The sequence below is a fragment of the Vibrio sp. LQ2 genome (assembly GCF_023920125.1).
Classification (GTDB): domain Bacteria; phylum Pseudomonadota; class Gammaproteobacteria; order Enterobacterales; family Vibrionaceae; genus Vibrio; species Vibrio fluvialis.
The window spans coordinates 1948571-1968025 of the sequence record NZ_CP085308.1; the positions used below are offsets into that span (position 1 = coordinate 1948571).

General features: G+C 50.4%; 22 protein-coding genes and 1 pseudogene. 15 read left to right on the forward strand and 8 right to left on the reverse strand.

Annotated elements, in window-relative coordinates; all coding sequences use genetic code 11:
• Positions 1–247 precede the first annotated feature (247 nt).
• Positions 248–1225, forward strand: a complete 978-nt coding sequence (locus tag LGV68_RS09145; RefSeq protein WP_222778272.1) for a DUF1852 domain-containing protein — start codon at positions 248–250, stop codon at positions 1223–1225.
• Between the two features lie 28 nt (positions 1226–1253).
• Complete coding sequence (locus LGV68_RS09150; protein ID WP_004727751.1) at positions 1254–2288, forward strand: methionine synthase; 1035 nt, start codon at positions 1254–1256, stop codon at positions 2286–2288.
• A gap of 90 nt (positions 2289–2378) precedes the next feature.
• Here the strand turns inward: LGV68_RS09150 and LGV68_RS09155 are convergent, their stop codons facing one another.
• The 3 genes from LGV68_RS09155 to LGV68_RS09165 all read right to left on the reverse strand — a co-directional run bounded on the left by LGV68_RS09155 (position 2379) and on the right by LGV68_RS09165 (position 6120).
• Entirely contained in the window at positions 2379–4037 is a 1659-nt protein-coding gene (locus LGV68_RS09155) for a putative transporter (protein ID WP_020329078.1), read from the reverse strand.
• A 433-nt stretch (positions 4038–4470) separates the two neighbouring features.
• Positions 4471–5106: a type B chloramphenicol O-acetyltransferase gene (catB, locus tag LGV68_RS09160; RefSeq protein ID WP_020329079.1), complete on the reverse strand. Its 636-nt coding sequence runs from the start codon at positions 5104–5106 to the stop codon at positions 4471–4473.
• A gap of 63 nt (positions 5107–5169) precedes the next feature.
• Positions 5170–6120: a 2-dehydropantoate 2-reductase gene (locus tag LGV68_RS09165; RefSeq protein WP_252536587.1), complete on the reverse strand. Its 951-nt coding sequence runs from the start codon at positions 6118–6120 to the stop codon at positions 5170–5172.
• 161 nt (positions 6121–6281) lie between these two features.
• Here LGV68_RS09165 and thpR point away from each other — a divergent pair, with 161 nt between their 5' ends.
• The 10 genes from thpR to LGV68_RS09215 all read left to right on the forward strand — a co-directional run bounded on the left by thpR (position 6282) and on the right by LGV68_RS09215 (position 11402).
• A complete protein-coding gene (gene thpR / locus LGV68_RS09170) occupies positions 6282–6821 on the forward strand; it encodes an RNA 2',3'-cyclic phosphodiesterase (RefSeq protein ID WP_154183273.1) in 540 nt (179 codons plus the stop codon).
• A gap of 75 nt (positions 6822–6896) precedes the next feature.
• Positions 6897–7187 (forward strand): YciI family protein, encoded by a 291-nt coding sequence (locus LGV68_RS09175; RefSeq protein WP_202639604.1) that lies wholly within the window; start codon positions 6897–6899, stop codon positions 7185–7187.
• A gap of 13 nt (positions 7188–7200) precedes the next feature.
• Positions 7201–7533: a hypothetical protein gene (locus LGV68_RS09180; RefSeq protein WP_158129355.1), complete on the forward strand. Its 333-nt coding sequence runs from the start codon at positions 7201–7203 to the stop codon at positions 7531–7533.
• Between the two features lie 27 nt (positions 7534–7560).
• On the forward strand, positions 7561–8193 hold the full coding sequence (locus tag LGV68_RS09185) for a LysE family translocator (protein ID WP_252536588.1): 633 nt from the start codon (positions 7561–7563) through the stop codon (positions 8191–8193).
• Between the two features lie 92 nt (positions 8194–8285).
• On the forward strand, positions 8286–8702 hold the full coding sequence (locus LGV68_RS09190) for an Rrf2 family transcriptional regulator (protein ID WP_080650539.1): 417 nt from the start codon (positions 8286–8288) through the stop codon (positions 8700–8702).
• A 103-nt stretch (positions 8703–8805) separates the two neighbouring features.
• Positions 8806–9240, forward strand: coding sequence for a DUF1360 domain-containing protein (locus tag LGV68_RS09195; protein WP_222807509.1), 435 nt, complete (start codon positions 8806–8808; stop codon positions 9238–9240).
• Between the two features lie 105 nt (positions 9241–9345).
• Complete coding sequence (locus tag LGV68_RS09200; RefSeq protein ID WP_252536590.1) at positions 9346–9888, forward strand: hypothetical protein; 543 nt, start codon at positions 9346–9348, stop codon at positions 9886–9888.
• Between the two features lie 133 nt (positions 9889–10021).
• Entirely contained in the window at positions 10022–10360 is a 339-nt protein-coding gene (locus tag LGV68_RS09205) for a hypothetical protein (RefSeq protein ID WP_020329089.1), read from the forward strand.
• Positions 10361–10442: 82 nt separating this feature from the next.
• The gene (locus tag LGV68_RS09210) at positions 10443–11030 is read left to right on the forward strand and encodes a cold shock and DUF1294 domain-containing protein (RefSeq protein WP_020329090.1); all 588 of its coding nucleotides are present in this window, start codon (positions 10443–10445) and stop codon (positions 11028–11030) included.
• 96 nt (positions 11031–11126) lie between these two features.
• The gene (locus tag LGV68_RS09215) at positions 11127–11402 is read left to right on the forward strand and encodes a nitrogenase-stabilizing/protective protein NifW (RefSeq protein ID WP_024375284.1); all 276 of its coding nucleotides are present in this window, start codon (positions 11127–11129) and stop codon (positions 11400–11402) included.
• Position 11403: 1 nt separating this feature from the next.
• Here the strand turns inward: LGV68_RS09215 and LGV68_RS09220 are convergent, their stop codons facing one another.
• Positions 11404–11766, reverse strand: coding sequence for a DnaJ family domain-containing protein (locus LGV68_RS09220; RefSeq protein ID WP_020430332.1), 363 nt, complete (start codon positions 11764–11766; stop codon positions 11404–11406).
• A 176-nt stretch (positions 11767–11942) separates the two neighbouring features.
• On the opposite strand from LGV68_RS09220, the gene LGV68_RS09225 reads away from it, so the two are divergent.
• Positions 11943–12512, forward strand: coding sequence for a DUF3750 domain-containing protein (locus LGV68_RS09225; RefSeq protein WP_020430331.1), 570 nt, complete (start codon positions 11943–11945; stop codon positions 12510–12512).
• Between the two features lie 97 nt (positions 12513–12609).
• Positions 12610–13131: a DUF2058 domain-containing protein gene (locus tag LGV68_RS09230; RefSeq protein WP_032082525.1), complete on the forward strand. Its 522-nt coding sequence runs from the start codon at positions 12610–12612 to the stop codon at positions 13129–13131.
• A 77-nt stretch (positions 13132–13208) separates the two neighbouring features.
• Here the strand turns inward: LGV68_RS09230 and LGV68_RS09235 are convergent, their stop codons facing one another.
• Positions 13209–14210 (reverse strand): phospholipase A, encoded by a 1002-nt coding sequence (locus tag LGV68_RS09235; protein ID WP_047460400.1) that lies wholly within the window; start codon positions 14208–14210, stop codon positions 13209–13211.
• A gap of 274 nt (positions 14211–14484) precedes the next feature.
• Here LGV68_RS09235 and LGV68_RS09240 point away from each other — a divergent pair, with 274 nt between their 5' ends.
• Positions 14485–15051 (forward strand): hypothetical protein, encoded by a 567-nt coding sequence (locus tag LGV68_RS09240; protein WP_252536592.1) that lies wholly within the window; start codon positions 14485–14487, stop codon positions 15049–15051.
• Positions 15052–15060: 9 nt separating this feature from the next.
• Here LGV68_RS09240 and LGV68_RS09245 read toward each other — a convergent pair.
• From LGV68_RS09245 to gcvH, 3 genes and pseudogenes are all read right to left on the reverse strand, one after another.
• Positions 15061–15993: pseudogene (locus tag LGV68_RS09245) on the reverse strand (SDR family oxidoreductase).
• A 158-nt stretch (positions 15994–16151) separates the two neighbouring features.
• Positions 16152–19016 (reverse strand): aminomethyl-transferring glycine dehydrogenase, encoded by a 2865-nt coding sequence (gene gcvP, locus LGV68_RS09250; protein WP_252536595.1) that lies wholly within the window; start codon positions 19014–19016, stop codon positions 16152–16154.
• Positions 19017–19069: 53 nt separating this feature from the next.
• Positions 19070–19450, reverse strand: coding sequence for a glycine cleavage system protein GcvH (gene gcvH / locus LGV68_RS09255; protein ID WP_020329101.1), 381 nt, complete (start codon positions 19448–19450; stop codon positions 19070–19072).
• Positions 19451–19455: the final 5 nt, after the last annotated feature.

A 19455-nucleotide genomic window follows, 5' to 3' on the forward strand; every position in this document is an offset into this window, starting at 1 on the left:
GTCCTGTGCGAACACCGTCCAAAAACCAATCATTAATTATTTTCATGTTGAACATGAAGTAATGCCACTTTTATTCATATAACCGCACATGTATAAAAAATACAGCGCTCATAACTCTAAATAATATTGATGTGGCTGGTTAACCCAACCCAATCACGCAGCCCACGTCGAATAACAACAGTGAAAAGTACAGAGAGAGCAGCAAAGTCAATCAGGTTTAGCTCAAGCAATAGGAAGGATGATTACGATGAATACAGGCTTTAAATTTACGATTAACAGTGTGGTCTTTGATGAGAATTATCATCCTTCTGATAGCACCCGCATTACCACGAACTTCGCCAACCTGGCGCGCGGCGAAAGCCGCCAGTCGAACCTGCGCAATGCGCTGAAAATGATTGATAACCGTTTCAACGCGCTGGCGAACTGGGACAACGCCACCGGCGATCGTTACTCTGTTGAGCTGGAAATCATCTCGGTGGATTTGGATATCCAAGGCAGCGGCCAAACATTCCCATCGATTGAGATCCTGAAAACCAACATCCTTGACCACAAAACCAACGAACGCATTGAAGGCATTGTTGGCAATAACTTCTCCTCTTACGTGCGTGATTATGACTTCAGCGTATTGCTGCTGGAGCACAACAAGAACCAAGCGAAATTCTCGATTCCAGAAGGCTTTGGCGACCTGCACGGCAAGCTCTTCAAAACCTTTGTGGATTCCTCAACCTACAAAGAAGCGTTTGCTAAGCCGCCGGTGATTTGCTTGAGTGTGTCAGACAGCAAAGTCTACGATCGCACGGAAAATCACCATCCGATTCTGGGCTATGAATACCTGCCGAATGAGTCGTCACTGACCGAGCAATACTTCAAAAAAATGGGTTTGCAGGTGCGATACTTCATGCCTGCGAATAGCGCCGCGCCTTTTGCATTTTTCTTCTTTGGCGATCTGCTGAATGATTACACCAATCTGGAGTTGATCAGCACCATCAGCACCATGGAGACGTTCCAAAAGATCTATCGCCCGGAGATCTACAATGCGAACTCGTCGGCAGGAAAACGCTACCAGCCGAACTTAAAGAACCTCGATCATTCCATTACCCAAATCGTGTATGACCGTGCAGAGCGTAGCCAGTTAGCGGTTGAACAAGGGAAGTTTGCGCAAGAGCACTTTATCAAGCCTTATCAAACCATTCTTGAACAGTGGTCTGCCAACACACCTTTGTAATTCACTCAAATTGATAGAAGAATTGACTATGAAAAAACTATTACCCACTTCAACCTCTGGCAGCCTACCGAAACCAACTTGGCTTGCTCAACCGGAAACACTTTGGTCGCCTTGGAAACTGCAAGGTCAGGAACTCACCGACGGTAAGCACGACGCACTGCGTGTGTCACTGCAAGAGCAGCAACAGGCGGAAATTGATATCGTCAGCGATGGTGAGCAGACGCGCCAACACTTTGTGACCACCTTCATTGAGCACCTGAGCGGCGTTGATTTTGAGAACCGCAAAACGGTCACGATTCGTAATCGCTATGAAGCGAGTGTGCCAACCGTGGTGGGACCAGTGTCACGTCAGAAATCGGTGTTTGTCGAAGATGCGAAGTTCCTGCGTCAGCAAACCGACAAGCCGATCAAATGGGCGCTGCCCGGGCCGATGACCATGATCGACACCCTTTACGATGATCACTACAAGAGCCGCGAAAAACTGGCGTGGGAATTTGCCAAAATTCTGAATGAAGAAGCGAAAGAGCTGGAAGCGGCAGGTGTGGACATCATTCAGTTCGATGAACCTGCGTTTAACGTCTTCTTTGATGACGTGAACGAGTGGGGCATTGCGGCGCTGGAGCGTGCGATCGAAGGCCTGAAATGCGAAACCGCGGTCCATATCTGCTACGGCTACGGCATCAAAGCCAACACCGATTGGAAAAAGACGCTCGGGAATGAATGGCGTCAATACGAGGCAGTGTTCCCGAAATTGCAGCAATCGAACATCGATATCATTTCGCTCGAATGTCACAATTCACGTGTGCCCATTGAACTGCTGGAACTGGTGCGCGGCAAGAAAGTGATGGTGGGTGCCATTGACGTGGCGACCAACACGATTGAAACCCCAGAAGAAGTGGCCGACACGCTGCGCAAAGCGTTGCAATTTGTCGATGCAGATAAGCTCTACCCATGTACCAACTGCGGTATGGCGCCTCTGTCACGTGACGTTGCCCGTGGTAAGTTGAATGCCCTGAGCGCTGGCGCAGAGATCATTCGCCAAGAGATTTTGGCTAAATCATAAACTTACTTGAACACTGTGATTGAATAAGTGGATCCGGTGACCAGACTCTTGATACTGACGAAAAAAACGGGCCTAAGCCCGTTTTTTTATCTACATACTCCACAGGATCAGCGCCAGGATTTGCGGCGAGAGGATCCTTAAACACATCACCAGTGGATAGACCGTGGCGTAGGCGAGGGCAGAAGCGCCGCTCTCTTCGTGAATGGCGTTGGCAAAAGCCAGCGCTGGTGGATCGGTCATCGAACCGGCCAACATGCCGCAGATAGTCAGGTAGTTAATATGGCCGAGTACGCGAGCCAGAATGCCGACCGTGATAAGTGGAATCGCGGTGATCAATACGCCGTAGCCCATCCAACTCACGCCGTCACCTTGTACCAGAGTTTCGACAAAGTTCCCGCCGGATTTAAGCCCGACCACGGCCAAGAACAACACAATACCGATTTCGCGCAGCGCTAAGTTGGCGCTTGGTGGCATAAACCAGTACATCTTACCGATGCTACCAATACGGGCGAGGATCAACGCGACAATCAGTGGGCCGCCCGCTAAGCCAAGTTTAATCGCGGCAGGAAAGCCCGGCAGATAGAACGGAATCGAGCCCAGCAAGACACCTAAACCGATACCGACGAACACGGGCAGCATTTGCACCTGTTGCAGCTTTTGGTGCGCGTTACCCACCATGCCACTCACGGCTTCAATCGCTTCCTGACGACCAACCAGATTGAGAATGTCACCAAATTGCAGCGTTGAATTGCTGGTGGGAACCAGCTCGATACCCGCGCGGTTTAAGCGTGACACGACGACGTCGTACTTCTCTTTTAAATCCAAATCGCGCAGCTTTTTACCCAGCACAATTTCATTGGTCACCACTAAACGCTGCACGCGCAGTTCGGTGCCACGGGTTGACAGTGAAGCATCGACTTCTTCCCCAATCACCAGACGGGCTTTTTCCAGCGCTTTTTTGTCGCCGACCAAATGCAGCAGATCGTTCACTTCAACCCGGGAATCGGGTTTTGGCACATGAAGCTGTTCACCGCGTTTGAGGCGGGAGCAAACAATATCGCCTTCGCTAAGCGCAGGAATGTCTTTCAGCAGCAAGCCGTTTAAGTTGGGGTTTTTGATCGCAACGTTAATGGTGTGCAGACTCTCTTTTTTGTGGCCGTTGTGGGTTTCAAACTCCTCGGCTTCGTTGTTGACGTTGACGCGGAAAATCATGCGCAGCAGCCACATCGTGAGCAGAATGCCGCAAATACCAAACGGATAGGCGATGGCGTAACCCATACCAGTGAGATCCAGCAGGTTGCTCTGCTCACCCAGTTCGGTCAGGATTTGCTGTCCGGCACCGAGCGATGGCGTATTGGTCACCGCTCCGGAAAAGACGCCGAGAATGACGGGCAGTGGGACATCAAACACATAGTAAAGCGCGACGGTTACCGCACAACCGAGCAGAACGATAAGGGCCGCAAAGCCGTTGAGTTTGAGCCCTGAACTTCTCAATGAAGAAAAAAAACCGGGGCCGACCTGTATTCCGATGGTGTAAACAAACAGAATGAGGCCAAACTCCTGAATGAAGTGAAGGGTTTCGTAGTTGAGTTTGACGCCCCAGGCACCGGTGAAGTGACCAACCAGAATGCCGCCAAACAGCACTCCGCCGATCCCCAAACCGACGCCATAAACACGCCAATTCCCAATCCACAGACCCAACACCGCTACCAGCGCGAGGATGCTGATAGAGAGCGCGATATCACTCATAGCGAGTCTCCTGATCAATTAAAAATCATGATGGGCGAACGTGATTGAACAGCAGACAGGGGTAGGCGTAAGAACTGCGACAGTAAAACTGCAAGCGTGGTTAGGTCTACAGCTGAGGGGTTCAAATACGGAGGGTGAGAAATGGCTCTCGGTTCCGTTTTGTTGTTGCCCTGAACTGATTACCAGTAATACTGCAATGGTGCATAAAAGTTAACCGTGGTTATGCAAAATTGTGCACCTTAACGGATATTGGCTTATTGTGATAACTATTTGTTACTTAAGGGTAAACAGAGTTTAAGAAAAGTGCCGAAAGTGAATGGAATGCGACAAAATATCCAGCCACAACGAACCACAAAAGTGTGTGACACATGACGGCTTTTGCGCCGTCACAGGAGGATGAAAACTGGAAAATTAAAGACAGGTTTTGCGTGGTTTAATGGTTACGGATTTTGCTTCGCCAGTATTGATACAACCCATCGATATCGCCAGAGGTCAGCAGTTTCATTGCCCCTTTAAGCTGCGAATCACGCCAGTGCCACCACTGCATTTCCAGTAACTTTTCGATTTGCTCGGGCTCAAAACGAAAGCGAATGTGTTTGGCTGGGTTTGAACCGACGATTTCATACGGCGCGACATCTTTGGTCACCACCGCCCGACTGGCAATGATGGCACCATCACCGATGGTGACACCGGCCATGATCATCGCTTCTGAACCAATCCACACATCATTGCCAATCACGGTATCGCCCGAGCGGACAAAGCCATCAGCGGCATCGGTGAAATGTTCGTTTTCCATATAGAAAAACGGGAACGTACTGATCCAGTCCGTGCGGTGGCCCTGATTGCCCGCCATCATGAATACCGCACCAGAACCGATGGAGCAGAACGCGCCGATGATCAGCCGATCCACATCATCGCGATCAGGGTTCAGGTAGCGGACACAATCGTCGAAACTGTGGCCGTGATAATAGCCGGAATAGTAACTGTGGCGGCCAACGTGAATATTGGGATTGGTCACCTGCTCGGTTAACGGTTTGCCTGAAAACGGGCTGTCAAAGTAGTTGCTCACAGCGGTTCCTGTTGGTTAGTTTGCCGTCTTGTCGCTCGAAACATAATGGGCGAGTGTAAATGATTAGGCCGACAGTTGCCCACTGGCGTGTTGCAATAGCTGGCTGATCAGTTCGGTGTTGTAGGCTGGTTCACCCAATTGGCGGCAGTTTTCAATCACCGGATCGCAGATTTCGTGAATCTCCATCGGGCGGCCTTTCTCGCGATCGACCAGCATGGACGTTTTGATCGGGTCAAACTGACAGATCAGTTCGAACATGGCATCGATATCCTGCTCCGTCATTGTTACACCTGCGACACTCGCTGCGCGCGCGGTTTCCTGCATGATGGCATGCACAGTGCGGCGTAACACCGGATCGCGCGTTACCACGCCAGTGTCTTTCATCGTCAGCGCGGTAATCGGATTGACCGCATTATTGATCATCAGTTTGCGCCACAGTGCGTAACTCACATCGTCATACAACTGGTTGGGAATACCTGAATCGCTGAACACGATCGCAAGCTGCTTTAGAAATGGCTGCATAGCCGGGTTTTGCGCGGCGTTCGGCCAAGCACCGAAATCAATCTGCGCCATGCCGGTGGCTTCCACCACTCCGGGCTTGAGCACATGGGCGCCGATTTTGACCGCCAGGCCACCAATCGTGCGCTCAACACCGAGCGCATCGGCAATCACTTGTTCGTTAGTGACACCATTTTGAATCGATAACATTGGCACCGGGCTGGATGCGAGCCAGCTTTGCATCTGCTCAAGAATCGGCGCCGTAGTACTGCCTTTGGACGCGAGGATCAGCAGATCGAAATCAGCGGAGTTAGAGTGCTCGCAAAGGCCCGCGATGTCAGTAGCGTTCACTTTGCCTGCAAAAGAAAAATCGGGATGAGTCAGCGATAGCCCTTGGGTTTGCAGAGCCTCGAGGTGCGCGCCACGGGCGACCAGAACCACATCGTGCCCCGCGTTGAGCAAACGCGCTGCGTAATAACATCCAATGCCGCCAGCGCCTAAAATTGCGAATTTCAAGGTTCTCCTCCTGTGACCTTGTTAATCTGAGTCAACAGGTTAAACCTTATCTGCTTACGCGACCAGCGCTTTGACCGGGCATACAAAGCTTTGAAATATTGCACACCGGGTAAAGAAGTTGTGACGTATCATTAGGTTATTGCTACCAAACGGAACGGATGATGAGTTCAGATAAACGTTGTTTCTTCGCACTGACTTTTGCTGATGAAGCCAAGGCGCGGCTTAGCCAAGAGCGGGACACGCTAAAAGCACACGCGGACAACGGCACGTTTACCCACAGCGAAAATTTTCATCTCACGCTGGAATTTATCGGTGACGTTGCAAGTGAGCAGTTACCCACGCTCAAAGGCTTATTGCATGAGCTTGAATGTGCGCCGATGGTGCTGCGTATTGATCGTCTTGGCCATTTCAATATCAAAGGCCGTCAGCTTGTCTGGCTGGGAGTTGCTGAACACCCGCCACTGATGACGCTGCAATCGGAGTTGAGAATGAAGCTGGCTGATACGCCTTTCAGCCCGGAAAATCGATCTTACATTCCGCACATTACACTGGGCAGACATGTGGTACTTAATACCCGCTTGAAAGCGCTGCATCTTGAACCCTTTACGTTACCTGTACACTCTATTGCGTTGATGGAAAGCAAGCGGGTGGACAACAAACTGATTTACGAAGCGCTGGAGGAAGTTCTCCTCTCACCATGAACAAAGACTGTTCATTTATGAAATCAATGACATAATGATTGCTGTTCGGAATTCACTCAATGCAGGATAGCGCTTATGTTTGTGGTCTCTCTGACTTATCTGGTTGACTTGGCGGATGTGGAACCGCATCTCGCGGACCATATTGATTATCTGGATCGTTACTACGCTTCGGGGCATTTTCTCGCCTCTGGACGTAAAGAACCACGCACCGGAGGTGTTATTCTTGCCCAAGCTGAAAGCCGGGCTGATCTCGATGCGGTGTTGGCGCAGGATCCGTTTTTTGTGCACGGGCTCGCGGCTTACGATGTGACCGAATTTGTCGCCAGCAAAACGGCGCCGCAATTAGCGTGGTTGCGCACAGCATAAGGCGATAGAGAGAATGAGCCAATTTCTGAAATCTATCCTGCAATCGCTGGTGGTGATTGCGGCGATAGCGGCGGCAGCAAAACTGACCATTCCTTATTTTGCTGATATCACTTGGGTTGATTATATTGCCTTTACTGGTGCGGCTGCGATTGGACTTGGCTACATCACTTACGATAAGGCTCCTGGTCAGGCAGTGTCGTCTTCTACCTCAATGGCTGATGTTGATTTGGCGAGATATGATCGGGATAGCACAGAAGTGTACAACAACCTGAGTTTTTCGCTGTCTGTGGGTATCGCTGGCTTTTTATTGTTGCTGATCAGTGGCCTGATGGTGTGGCTGGGGTAAGCGTGTGTTTTCAATCAGGGAAGAATGATGAGTATTGAACTGTGGGTGATGTTTGCTCTGGCGTATCTGGCGACCACGTTGACACCCGGGCCGAACTTACTGCTAGTGCTGAAAAATGCGGTGCAGTATGGCTGGCGCACCACCTTTGTGACTGTGTTGGGTAATCTCAGCTGTCAGTTGATTATTGTCTGCTTGGTGGCTCTCGGCGTGGGAGAACTGCTGAGTAAAACGCCGATATGGTTTTTGGTGATGAAAGTGCTTGGCGGTGCCTACCTGATTTACCTTGGCGTTAAAGCTTTGCGTCAGAAACAACAAGGCTTGCCGATCATCGAACATAAAGCCAACGGCGTGAAAAAGACCAATCGACAACTTTTTCGCCAATCTTTTCTGGTGTCCGCCAGCAATCCGAAAACCATGATCTTTCTGTCAGCTTTTTTACCGCAGTTTCTCGATGTAACGCACCCGCATAGCGAGCAGTTTGCCGTGATGTTTTTGACCATCGCGGTGACGGTAACGTCGGTACATCTGGCCTATGTGTGGTTAGTGACTCAACTGGGGCAGAAAGCCAGTCGTGGCCGCTTTGAACAGGTCATGGCTAAAGTGAGCGGCAGCTTGTTCATCACCATGGGTGGCGGTGTGCTGCTGAGTTCACGTTCCTGATTTGACTCGTCTTCCTTATAAATTGGCCGTTGGTCTTCACGCTTCTGCTTGTTAAGATGGCGGCCTGATCCTTTCAACTACAATTCCATACGATGAGACTAGACAGCCGCCTTTCACGAGTTCTGCATATTCTGTTGCATCTGGTTAAACAGCCGATGACGTCAGAGCAGTTTGCCACCATGCTCGGCACCAATGCGGTGGTGATTCGTCGCACCATGGCGGGTCTGCGAGAAGCGGGTTATGTCACTTCGGCCAAAGGGCAGGGCGGTGGTTGGACACTCTCTTGCGATTTACAGCGTGTGACGTTGCTGGATATTTATCAGGCGGTCGGGGAACCAAAGATTTTTTCGATTGGCTTTGATAACGCTAACCCCAACTGCGTGGTTGAAAAAGCAGTGAACGCTTCACTGCGAGAAGTGTTGCAAGAGGCCGAAGCGCTGTTGCTTAAGCGCTTTTCGCAAATCTCTCTGGCTGACCTGAGTCAGGAATTCATTGCTCAACTTGAGTAATTTCCCTCAAACCATCTTGCTTAAAAAACAACCTTGTGAATTTTGGTGTTGATCTCTCTCATCTTGTATTGTAACTTTTTGAGTTACGTTAGGAGGCGTGCTTATGAATACACTAATTGACCAAGAATTACTGCACAGTATTTGGGTTTGTTTGGTACTGGCCATCGGGGCCGCCAGCATTTCCATCACCATTACTCAAACTGAGCTGTTTGCACCGCTGCGTGCGTTCACTGAACGTTTGGGACACATGACAGGTTACCTGTTTCGCTGCTTTTACTGCATGAGCCATTGGGTGGTGATTGCAGGCGTTGCGATATACCAGCCCGTGGTGGCCCAAAGCTCATATTGGCTGGTGGATCTGATTGTGTCGGCATTTTTTACCATCACGCTGAGCAGCTTTTTCAGCGGTCTGATGTTTAAGGTTTTTCAGGCGGCGATGGGTAAGAAAATCAAGGAAATAGAGGTCAAAGCACTGATGGCCGCGCAGGCTGAAAGTACTGCTGCACCCGTTTCTGACGCAGTCAAAGCAAAAGCGTAATATTTGGAGTATGCAGAGCCAAAAGGAATTGGATCTGCACACTCCACGCTGTCGAAGTTTGACTACACTGTAGGAGGTATTCAACCGGAACAAGCGAGAATGACGATGAACAAATGGACAACGGCATGGCTGATTGGTTTAACCTGCAGTTTCTCGGTATTTGCATTTGCTCATGCCAACGAGAAAAGTAATTCGATGATGTCGGACAATGCTCAGCAAGGCCAAGGCATGATGCAAAGTCAAAGCATGATGATGGACGACGAAGACATGGATGCCATGCATGAAAATATGGGTATGTCGGATGAAGAGCGCGAAGAGTACATGAGTAAACTCAAAGCGTGTGAAAAAGATGGCCGCAGTGCAAAAGAGTGTGAAGCGAAAATGGACCGTCAGATGAAGCAGGATGGTAAATCGGGCTCAATGCACAAAGAAGCCAAAGAAAAGAGCAAAGACAAAGCCAACAAATCGATGGATAAAGCCAGTTCCAAAGCGATGACGGCACAAGAGCGTGAAGAGTACATGATGAAACTCAAAGCCTGTGAGAAAGATGGCCGCAGCGCGAAAGAGTGTGAAGCAAAACTTGACCGAAAAATGGATCAAGACAAAATGATGAAGAAAGACAAAGATCAGAAAAGTAAAACGTACTGAGCTGAACTAATTCTCTCTTCCTGAGGCGAACGTAGCGTTCGCCTTTGTTTTTTCAAAGATTTAACCTTCCTAAGGATGCCGAAACGGGGCAAGCGTGGCACAATATCAGCCTCAATTTCATTCTCCCGAACTTATGAACGACCTTCATTTTTATGTGGCTGCTATTGTGGATCGCGATGCGCTTGTGACCATTGCCAAGCGTGAAATCACCGAAGAAATCACGTTGGATGACAACGGAGAACAGCTCTGTACTCGTGAACAGACGGTAACGTTTTCCAACGGGGTTGTTGTTCACCAGTCGGTTGAGCAAACGTTCGAGCATTCATTGAATGAGGCGGTGTGTGCGGAATGCTGGATCAGTTATCGCGTCGTGCATGAACCTGAGACACTGAACATCACGCCCAAGCGTAAGCATTTTATTAATACGTGTCAGCAGTCATTCTGGTTGAACATTCGTCGCATGCAGCAATAGTGGCGGCAATGTCATTGCTAGCGTTCAGGCTGAAGTGGTTTAAGCTTACTAACAACAAATATTGGCTGAGATATAACAATAAGTGAAAGGCAAAATAACACGTTGGCATGATGACAAGGGGTATGGATTTATTACGGCTCCGGACGGCAAGAGTAAAATCTTTGTTCATGTTTCAGCCATGAAAAGCAGATCCAAACGATTGGCGAAAAACGATACCGTGCTGTTCGATATTGAACAGGACAGTAAAGGTCGGTTGAATGCGGTGAATGTGGAGCTGACGGGGCTGAAAGCCTTATCCCTGACCACTTTGTTCGGTGGCACATTTTTGGTCTTTGTCTCCGGCGCCACGTTGTTGCTGGGGGGATCAGTGCTGTTTATTCCGCTTTACTTGGTAATGAGCATCCTGACCTACAAGGCTTATGCAAGCGACAAACGAGCTGCCGAACATGGCAACTGGCGCACTCCTGAAAGTCAGTTGCACGCTATGGCGCTGGCGGGCGGCTGGCCCGGAGCGTTGTTGGCACAAAGTCAGCTTCGGCATAAATCGAAAAAGCAGCCATTTAAAACCATCCTGTGGCTGACCATTTTCATCAATATCGCCGGATTTATCTGGACCCTTTCCCAACCCGGACACGAAGTGATAAGTCGGCTGACGCATCTGATTCTGTAATTCGCTTTTGCGAAACCCATTAAACGCCCGTGCGAAATCAATGCAGCGGGCATTTTTCGTTTGTAGACTGAACCTTCCATTGCGGAGGTTTATTCAGTGAGCGACAAGAACATTCAGCAGATCATTGCCAGTTTTACGTCGATTGAGCAGGCGCTGACCTATTTTGACATCGACTTTGATAGCCGATTTATCGAAGAGTATCGTGAGCCGCTCGTCAAACGTTTTAATGGCTATTTACTGCTGGAAAAGCCGCAGGATTGGTTTGCGGCGCGGCGGGCGCTGAAAAACGCGTATTGCAAAATTCAGCGTGGCCGATTGGATCCGCATACACGCTCCGCGTGTCGGGGCTGCACATCCTGTCAGCGCCGCTGAACTATGTTTGGTTCGATGTTCTGTTGTTGAGATAGCGATAAAGAAAGCGGGTATCGAGCCCTTTAAGCCGCATACGTAACTCTATCTGACGAAGTTTTGAGAGCGCGTCAACATGCTCGTCACTACCAGACTGACACTGGGCCACCAAATCACACAGTTGCAGCGCCTGATTGCGTTCTGCCAACTCGGGCGGAATATAGCCGGCATTTTTCAAAATCCGATACCCCATTCTCAGCTCTGGCGGCACCATGCTGTCATCGTCCAAGCTCAACGGCTCGCCCTTGCCGGGTAGGTCACTGAGTTGACCCTCATCCAAGGCTGCCTGAATACGCTGCTCTGCTATTCTGTCGACCAATAGGCTCATGGTTGCGCTCCTTCCTATCCGGTCAGCTTACGCCTGCAATCCGTCAGGTCAAGCCGGGTAATGATTCTCGGTGTCGTCAGCTTCGTATATACCATGTGGTGAAGGGTTTCCTCATCCGAAAAGGGTCTGATAGAGTGACTTTCGAGCGTAAGACAGGGACAACAGGGAGTGTGAACATGAAACGAATCTATCGCGTTGCTGAGAAGCCGCTTAAACAGTCGGCGAAATGGCTGGTGTTGGCAACGGGTGCGCTGCTGAGTGCCTGTACGCAAAGTGACTGGCGTACAGCAAGCCGTGAACCTGCTGGGATCGCGCCAGACCCACAGAATAACCGCCAGGCAGTGATAGAGTTTTACGCCGCAGACGCGTTTAGCTGGCGTGGCTGGTTTGCCGTGCATACCTGGATGGCTGTCAAACCACAAAACGCCGAGGAATACACCGTGTATGAGGTCGTGGGGTGGCGAGTCGATCGCGGTCAGCCTGCTTTGTATCAGTATCAAACCGCCACGCCCGACCGCTATTGGTATGGCGCGCGACCAGAAAAAGTGCTCTCCATTCAGGGTGAGAAAGCCGCACAACTGATCCCGAAAGTTCAGGATGTGGTGGCGGTTTATCCCTGGGCGAATGAATATACGCTGTTTCCCGGGCCGAACAGTAATACATTCCCGGCTTGGGTCGGGCGTCAAGTACCAGAGTTAGGGCTGAAAATGCCGTTTAGCGCCATCGGCAGTGGATATGGCAAGTAGAAATTGTTGATGAGTTTGGAAGGTGTTCATCAGGTCGCTTTATTTGCAGGGGCTGAGCCGATAGAATGCGCAAAACGCAAAGAAAAGTAGACATCTCATGGCAAAACTTACGCTCCAGGAGCAAATGTTAAAAGCAGGTTTGGTGAACGAGAAGAAATTCAAGAAAGTCACCAAAGGCGCAAAGAAATCACGCGTTCAGTCGCGCGAAGTCAAAGCTGCGGTTGAAGAGCAAAAACGCCAGCAACAAGAGCGCGATAAAGAACTGAATACGCAAAAGAACGAAGCACGTTTGAGTAAAGAAATTCAGTCGCAGGTGAAACAGTTGATTGAACTCAACAAGCTCAACACCAAAGATGGCGACATCAAATACAACTTCACCGACGGTACACTAGTGAAATCCCTTTACGTCACCTCTCTGCTTCGTGAACAACTGATTAAAGGCATCGTGGCGATTGCCCGCTACGAAGACACTTATGTGGTCATTCCTAGCAGTGTGGCGAACAAAATTGCCCAGCGTGATGAACAAACCATCATTGAACAGCAGGTGGCGTCCAGTGATGCGGTGGATGAAGATGATCCATACGCAGATTTCGTCGTGCCAGATGACCTGATGTGGTAATCACGGTGTTGTGAAAGAAAAAAGCCCGGACAGTCAATGTCCGGGCTTTTTTATGGTTCACCGCGGACTAAGCAAACTTATAACAGGTCAGTGATGGCAATCCCTAAGCCAAAGCGCTGCTGATTGTGGTTGTAATCAATCAGGTTTTCGCCGTAGCCGGTGGAATATTTCGCGTAGCCACGGACTTTACCCCAAATCGGGAACGTGAGACCGAGTTCCGCGTAACCTTTATTCGTGGCGAAGTTTTCCCGCCCGGTGAAGTTAATTGCCAGATCATCCCATTTGTAGGCACCAGTCAGCTCAAAGTGGCCCATGTAATCGAGGATATCCGGGTTGTCATCGCCATTCGGATCGTCCGCGCTGGTTTTGTCTTTTTCCGGAATACGCCACCACGGGCGCAAGTTGAGAGCCAAGCGATTCTTCTCGTAGGTCAGTGACGCATAAATGCGGTTCCAACTGCGTGAGAGATCCTGCCTTTGGCCATTCGATTGGTGCTCAATACCGAACCCAAGCCAGGTATTGCCACCAAACGGTTGCCAACGGGTCGGCGTGAAATAAAACAGCTCGGGCTGATAATCGGTTTCACGGAAAGGGCGCGAAATCGATTCAGAATAGACCTGCCAGTACGAGCGCAGGGTAAATCCAAAGAACAGCGCATCATCTTCAAACAGCAAATCGGTGTAGTTGAGCGGGACTTTAAAACTGATTTGAAACTCCGATTCTGCTTTGCGCAGCCCATCGGCCCAGCCAGTGTCTTCATACGCTTTACGATTAATGCTGTCGGTATAGACGATAGGCAGAATGTAGTTCATGCGGTGCGCCGTCATCACAAATGGGCGGAACTCGGTGCTTTTTTCCGATTCGCGCCGCTGACTCAGCAAGTCTTCTTGTTCTGCCGGGGCGGGCTGTTCACTCATCGACTGGCAGCGCTCACGCACCTGATCAATGGTCATTTCACCGCTGTGTGATTTGGTGGTGGTCAGCAAGCACTGGTCGTACTCACTGAGATCTTGCGCCTTCAGTAAAGGCGACATAAGCAGCGTCGTGGCTAGCAGTGCCGTCTTCATGGTTGCGTCCATGTCACTTCCTTAGCATTTAATTAGGGTAAGCCTCTGTATTATAAATGGGCTTTGAAAGCATGACGTAAGAGTATTGTTATTCAGACGCTAAAAACGATAACTGTGAGGATTGATCTGGTTTTCATTCATCCATTAAGTCTGAATAGGAAACATTACCTATTGATAATGTCATGATTGACAGCATGGCGGTTGGCCTTGCATCATGCCGGATTATCTTCAGCGGAAAGTGCGCCCATCGCCGGGAAAGCCGCCGCAGTTTGTCCGAGATGTACTCATGTCTAAGTTGTTTAAATGGTTGGTGTTGCTGAGCACGGGTTTTCTTGTGGTGTTCGGCTATTTAGGATTTCATTCGTATCGTGCGCTCACGTTCATGGACCATGGCTTGCAATGGTTCTGGGTGGACAGTCAGTTCATCAGCCTGGATACCACCGCAATGCAAAGCGCGCGGGAACATCATTCCAAACAGCTGATATACCGTCAGGTCGATGTTGATCATCAATTGGCGATCTTCCTCAACACCACCAACAATGGGCACTTCTTGTTTACTTTCGTGAAGGATGCACCATGCGATTCGACGACTCCGTATCAAGCTCAGCTTACCGTCAACAATGAAGCGAGTGAGGCCGTCACGTTTGACTGCAAAACGCCGGGTAGCGCGGTCTATCGTCTTGCCAAACCGAAGTTTACTCAACTGCAACTAACCAATGCGGATTTTCGCTTCAACCTTGATCTGAACTTGTGGGATCTCAAAGCGCTGAAAAAAGACGATTACATGCAGCACAACTATCGCTTTTTCCAGCAACACAGCAACGAAACGGTATACCCGTGGGATCGCGACTAAGCGTCTTGCTTATCTTGCCTGGTGTTCAAGCCAGATGTTGTGCAATCCCTGCTCAAAGGTTGTGATCTGAAAAGTGGGAAAGCGCTGCTTAAACTTGTCTGAAACAAAAATATTGTCGGCTTTGTAGCGCGGTAATAGTTCTGCCGCGTCGCGAATGGTTGGACTGACTTTGCCGGCTAACCAGAGTTACCACTGTTTTAACACGCGATATTTGGGCGGTGCGCCGAAAGTTGTGGCAGCCAGAGTGACAAATTCACGGTAAGTCAGACGGTTATCATCGCACGGTAAGTGCCATGTTTGGCCATAAGCATCGGGTGTGTTGCCCAACAAAGCCATCGCACGACTGGCATCCGGAGTGTAAATCAGGCTGCGTGTGACATCATCACGCAGAAACACTTTGGCCGTTTTTCCGCCCAGTAAGCTGTTGATGATGGTGGAATTGGTAATACTCTGCGTTTTTCCCGGACCGTAAAACTCCGGAGCCCGACAAATCATAGCGTTCACTCTTCCTTGCTCCATCGCTTCGAGCAGCATGCGCGTAATCAGGGCGCGAACATTTCCTTTGCCACCGTTTGGCTGAAACGGCGTGTCTTCATGTTGTGGCGTGTTGGTTTGCGGATACATGTAGGTATTATCGAAATAAACCAGTTTTGCCCCATGTGCTTCACATGCTGCAATCACATTGCGCATCAATGTCGGCCATTGCGCCACCCATAGCTGTGTATTCATTGGTAGTCCAGCGGTCAGGTAAACAGTCTCTGAACCTTCCACTGCGCGCAATGTTTGTTCCGGATCGAGCAGATCGGCCTGAAATAGCTGGTCGGTGTCATTCACTTTTTGTGGGTGACGGCTGACCAAGCGAATGTCGCTGGTGAAATTTCGTTTGAGGCTCAGAGCCAGTTCACGGCCAATTTGTCCATTGGCGCCTAATATTGTTTGCATCGTTAACTTCTCTTCAATCAGGAGTGGTGATGAGACATCCTAAGGTTAGAGTTAAGTTTAGAGTCGAGCCTGGTTGTGCTGTTGGTGTGTATTCGTCTTCGGCCAATAAAAAAGGCGAACCTTAAGGTTCGCCTTTTGCGTGTACGTTAAAAACGTAATTACTCTTCGTAATTCTCAATGCTCGGGCAAGAGCAAATCAGGTTACGGTCGCCGTAGACGTTGTCGACACGGTTGACCGTTGGCCAGTACTTCGAGGCTTTCGCTTGCGCTGAAGGGAAGCAGGCGATCTCGCGCGAGTATGGGTGAACCCATTCGTCGCTTGAAAGGTCAACTTGAGTATGTGGCGCGTTTACCAGTGGGTTGTCTGCCAGTGGCCATACACCAGAATGAACTTGGTTGATCTCTTCGCGAATCGCGATCATCGCATCACAGAAGCGATCCAGCTCCGCGAGATCTTCCGATTCTGTTGGTTCAACCATCAGCGTGCCCGCAACCGGGAATGACATGGTTGGCGCGTGGAAACCGTAGTCCATCAGACGTTTTGCGATGTCTTCTTCGCTAATGCCGGTTTCTTCTTTTAGCGGACGAATGTCGATAATACATTCGTGCGCAACGCGGCCATTCGCACCACGGTACAGAACAGGATAGTGAGGACGCAGACGCTCCATCACGTAGTTCGCATTCAGAATAGCCACTTCAGTCGCGTTGGTCAGGCCTTCTGCGCCCATCATCGCGATGTAAGCCCAAGAGATTGGCAGAATCGAGGCGCTACCGAGATCCGCGGCAGAAACAGCGAAATCTGTGCCTTCCAGGCCGCCTTCAATGTGACCTGGCAGGAATGGCGCCAGATGCGATTTCACACCGATAGGCCCCATGCCCGGGCCGCCGCCGCCGTGAGGAATACAGAACGTTTTGTGCAGGTTCAGGTGCGAGACATCAGAGCCGATAAAGCCTGGCGACGTCAGACCAACCTGAGCGTTCATGTTCGCGCCGTCCAGGTAAACCTGACCGCCAGCGGCATGAACCATTGCGCACACCTGACGAACCTGTTCTTCGTACACACCGTGTGTAGAAGGGTAGGTGATCATGATGGCAGACAGGTTGTCTTTGTGTTTTTCGATTTTCTCTGCAAGGTCAGCGATATCCACGTTACCGTTGTCATCACATTTCACCACCACGACTTTCATCGATACCATCGATGCGGTCGCCGGGTTAGTACCGTGCGCAGAGCTTGGGATCAGACAGACGTTACGATGACCTTCGCCACGGCTTTCGTGGTAACGCTGAATCGCAATAAGACCTGCGTATTCGCCTGACGCACCCGAGTTTGGTTGCAGCGAGAATGCATCGTAGCCTGTGATTTCACACAGTTTCTCTTTCAGATCGCTGGCCAGAGCCGCATAACCTGCCGCTTGATCTTTTGGTGCGAATGGGTGAATGCAGCCAAATTCTGGCCAAGTCACCGGAATCATCTCTGCCGCTGCATTCAGCTTCATCGTACAGCTGCCCAGTGGGATCATGCCGTGCGTCAGAGAGAAGTCTTTGTTTTCCAGTTTTTTCAGGTAACGCATCATTTGCGTTTCGCTGTGGTGCGTGTTGAATACCGGGTGAGTCAGGTATTCAGACGTACGACGGCAGTTTTCTGGAATCGCAGCAAACTCGTTCGCTTCAATAGAGGCAGACAGAGCCTGAACGCTTTCGCTGACGCCGAACACGCCAAACAACGCTTCGATATCGGCGATGCTGGTGGTTTCATCCAGGCTGATACCCAGTTGAACAGGCAATTTACGCAGGTTGATGTCGGCCTGCTGTGCTTTCTGGTACAGCGCGTCGGTGTTGGCACCTGAGTTGATGGTGATGGTGTCGAAGAAGCTGTTGTGAGCCAGTTCGAAGCCAGCTTTGGTCAGTCCAGCGGCCAGAATCGCAGTCAGGTGGTGAGTGCGGCGAGCGATAGTACGCAGACCTTCAGCACCGTGGAATACGGCGTAGAATGACGCCATGTTTGCCAGCAGCGCCTGAGCGGTACAGATGTTGGAGGTCGCTTTCTCGCGGCGAATATGCTGCTCACGAGTTTGCATCGCCATACGCAGTGCCTGATTGCCTTTTGCATCGATAGACACACCGATGACGCGGCCTGGCATGGTACGTTTGTACGCATCACGCGTTGCCATGAAGGCGGCATGCGGACCGCCGTAACCCATCGGCACGCCGAAACGTTGCGCAGAACCGATCACCACGTCTGCGCCCATCTCGCCGGCAGGTTTCAGCAGCGTGCTAGCCAGCAGGTCAGTCGCGACCGTCACTAATGTCTTGTTTGCGTGCGCTTTTTCGATGATGTCCGTCAGATCGCGAACTTCACCCGTGGTGCTTGGGTATTGCAGCAGAGCACCGAACACGTCTTGTTCTGCAAGGCAATCGATTGCGCCAACCTGAACTTCAAAACCCAGGAAAGCCGCACGAGTCTTCACCACTTCGATGGTTTGCGGGTGAACGTCGTCTGCCACGTAGAAGACATTGCTCTTGCTCTTACCTGCGCGGTGACACAGTGCCATCGCTTCCGCAGCTGCGGTCGCTTCGTCCAGCAGAGAGGCGTTCGCGATTTCCATCCCCGTCAGATCCATCACCATTTGTTGATAGTTCAGCAGCGATTCAAGACGACCCTGAGAAATTTCTGGTTGGTATGGCGTGTAAGCGGTGTACCAGCCCGGGTTTTCCATCACGTTACGCAGAATGACGTTTGGCGTGAAGGTGTTGTAGTAACCCTGACCGATGAAAGTACGTTTGATTTGGTTTTGTTGTGCGAACGCTTTCATGGCAGTCAGCATGTCGGCTTCGCTTTTCGCTGGCGCAAGGCTCATTGGCTTTTCCAGACGAATGTTCGCTGGAACGGTTTCTGCGATCAGAGCTTCCAGAGAGGCCGCGTTGATCGCTTTGAGCATTTTCGCTTGGTCAGCGGTGTTTGGTCCGTTGTGGCGAGCAACAAACTCATTTTGAGTGCTTAGGCTGTGAAGTAATTCAGTCATTTTCCTTTACCTTGAAAAAAAGCCGCCCGCAGGGGCAGCTTTATTCTGAGACATTAGTCTTCTTCGATAGAGCTCAGATACTCTTCGGCGTCCTTCAGATCGTCCAGTTCGGCCGCGTCAGACATTTTCACTTTAACAATCCAGCCGCCTTCGTATGGCTGTTCGTTGATTAGCTCTGGGCTATCCTGAAGGTCTTCGTTCACTTCCACAATCACACCAGATACTGGCGCGTAGATGTCAGAAGCTGCTTTTACAGATTCAACCAGTGAGAAGCTTTCGCCAGCATCGCATTCGCTGTCTACTTCTGGTAGTTCAACAAACACAACATCGCCCAGCATTTCCTGAGCGTGCTCAGAGATACCGATTGTTACTGTACCGTCACCGTTGTCGCGCACCCATTCATGGCTGTCTGTAAACTTCAGTGTTTTGTCCATTGCAT

Excerpts from the sequence above, each read along its gene's own strand:
- LGV68_RS09145 (WP_222778272.1), top strand. The coding sequence starts at position 248 with ATGAATACAGGCTTTAAATTTACGATTAACAGTGTGGTCTTTGATGAG.
- LGV68_RS09150 (WP_004727751.1), top strand. The coding sequence starts at position 1,254 with ATGAAAAAACTATTACCCACTTCAACCTCTGGCAGCCTACCGAAACCA.
- LGV68_RS09155 (WP_020329078.1), bottom strand. The coding sequence starts at position 4,037 with ATGAGTGATATCGCGCTCTCTATCAGCATCCTCGCGCTGGTAGCGGTG.
- thpR (WP_154183273.1), top strand. The coding sequence starts at position 6,282 with ATGAGTTCAGATAAACGTTGTTTCTTCGCACTGACTTTTGCTGATGAA.
- LGV68_RS09175 (WP_202639604.1), top strand. The coding sequence starts at position 6,897 with ATGTTTGTGGTCTCTCTGACTTATCTGGTTGACTTGGCGGATGTGGAA.
- LGV68_RS09180 (WP_158129355.1), top strand. The coding sequence starts at position 7,201 with ATGAGCCAATTTCTGAAATCTATCCTGCAATCGCTGGTGGTGATTGCG.
- LGV68_RS09185 (WP_252536588.1), top strand. The coding sequence starts at position 7,561 with ATGAGTATTGAACTGTGGGTGATGTTTGCTCTGGCGTATCTGGCGACC.
- LGV68_RS09190 (WP_080650539.1), top strand. The coding sequence starts at position 8,286 with ATGAGACTAGACAGCCGCCTTTCACGAGTTCTGCATATTCTGTTGCAT.
- LGV68_RS09195 (WP_222807509.1), top strand. The coding sequence starts at position 8,806 with ATGAATACACTAATTGACCAAGAATTACTGCACAGTATTTGGGTTTGT.
- LGV68_RS09200 (WP_252536590.1), top strand. The coding sequence starts at position 9,346 with ATGAACAAATGGACAACGGCATGGCTGATTGGTTTAACCTGCAGTTTC.
- LGV68_RS09205 (WP_020329089.1), top strand. The coding sequence starts at position 10,022 with ATGAACGACCTTCATTTTTATGTGGCTGCTATTGTGGATCGCGATGCG.
- LGV68_RS09220 (WP_020430332.1), bottom strand. The coding sequence starts at position 11,766 with ATGAGCCTATTGGTCGACAGAATAGCAGAGCAGCGTATTCAGGCAGCC.
- LGV68_RS09225 (WP_020430331.1), top strand. The coding sequence starts at position 11,943 with ATGAAACGAATCTATCGCGTTGCTGAGAAGCCGCTTAAACAGTCGGCG.
- LGV68_RS09230 (WP_032082525.1), top strand. The coding sequence starts at position 12,610 with ATGGCAAAACTTACGCTCCAGGAGCAAATGTTAAAAGCAGGTTTGGTG.
- LGV68_RS09235 (WP_047460400.1), bottom strand. The coding sequence starts at position 14,210 with ATGGACGCAACCATGAAGACGGCACTGCTAGCCACGACGCTGCTTATG.
- LGV68_RS09240 (WP_252536592.1), top strand. The coding sequence starts at position 14,485 with ATGTCTAAGTTGTTTAAATGGTTGGTGTTGCTGAGCACGGGTTTTCTT.
- gcvP (WP_252536595.1), bottom strand. The coding sequence starts at position 19,016 with ATGACTGAATTACTTCACAGCCTAAGCACTCAAAATGAGTTTGTTGCT.
- gcvH (WP_020329101.1), bottom strand. The coding sequence starts at position 19,450 with ATGGACAAAACACTGAAGTTTACAGACAGCCATGAATGGGTGCGCGAC.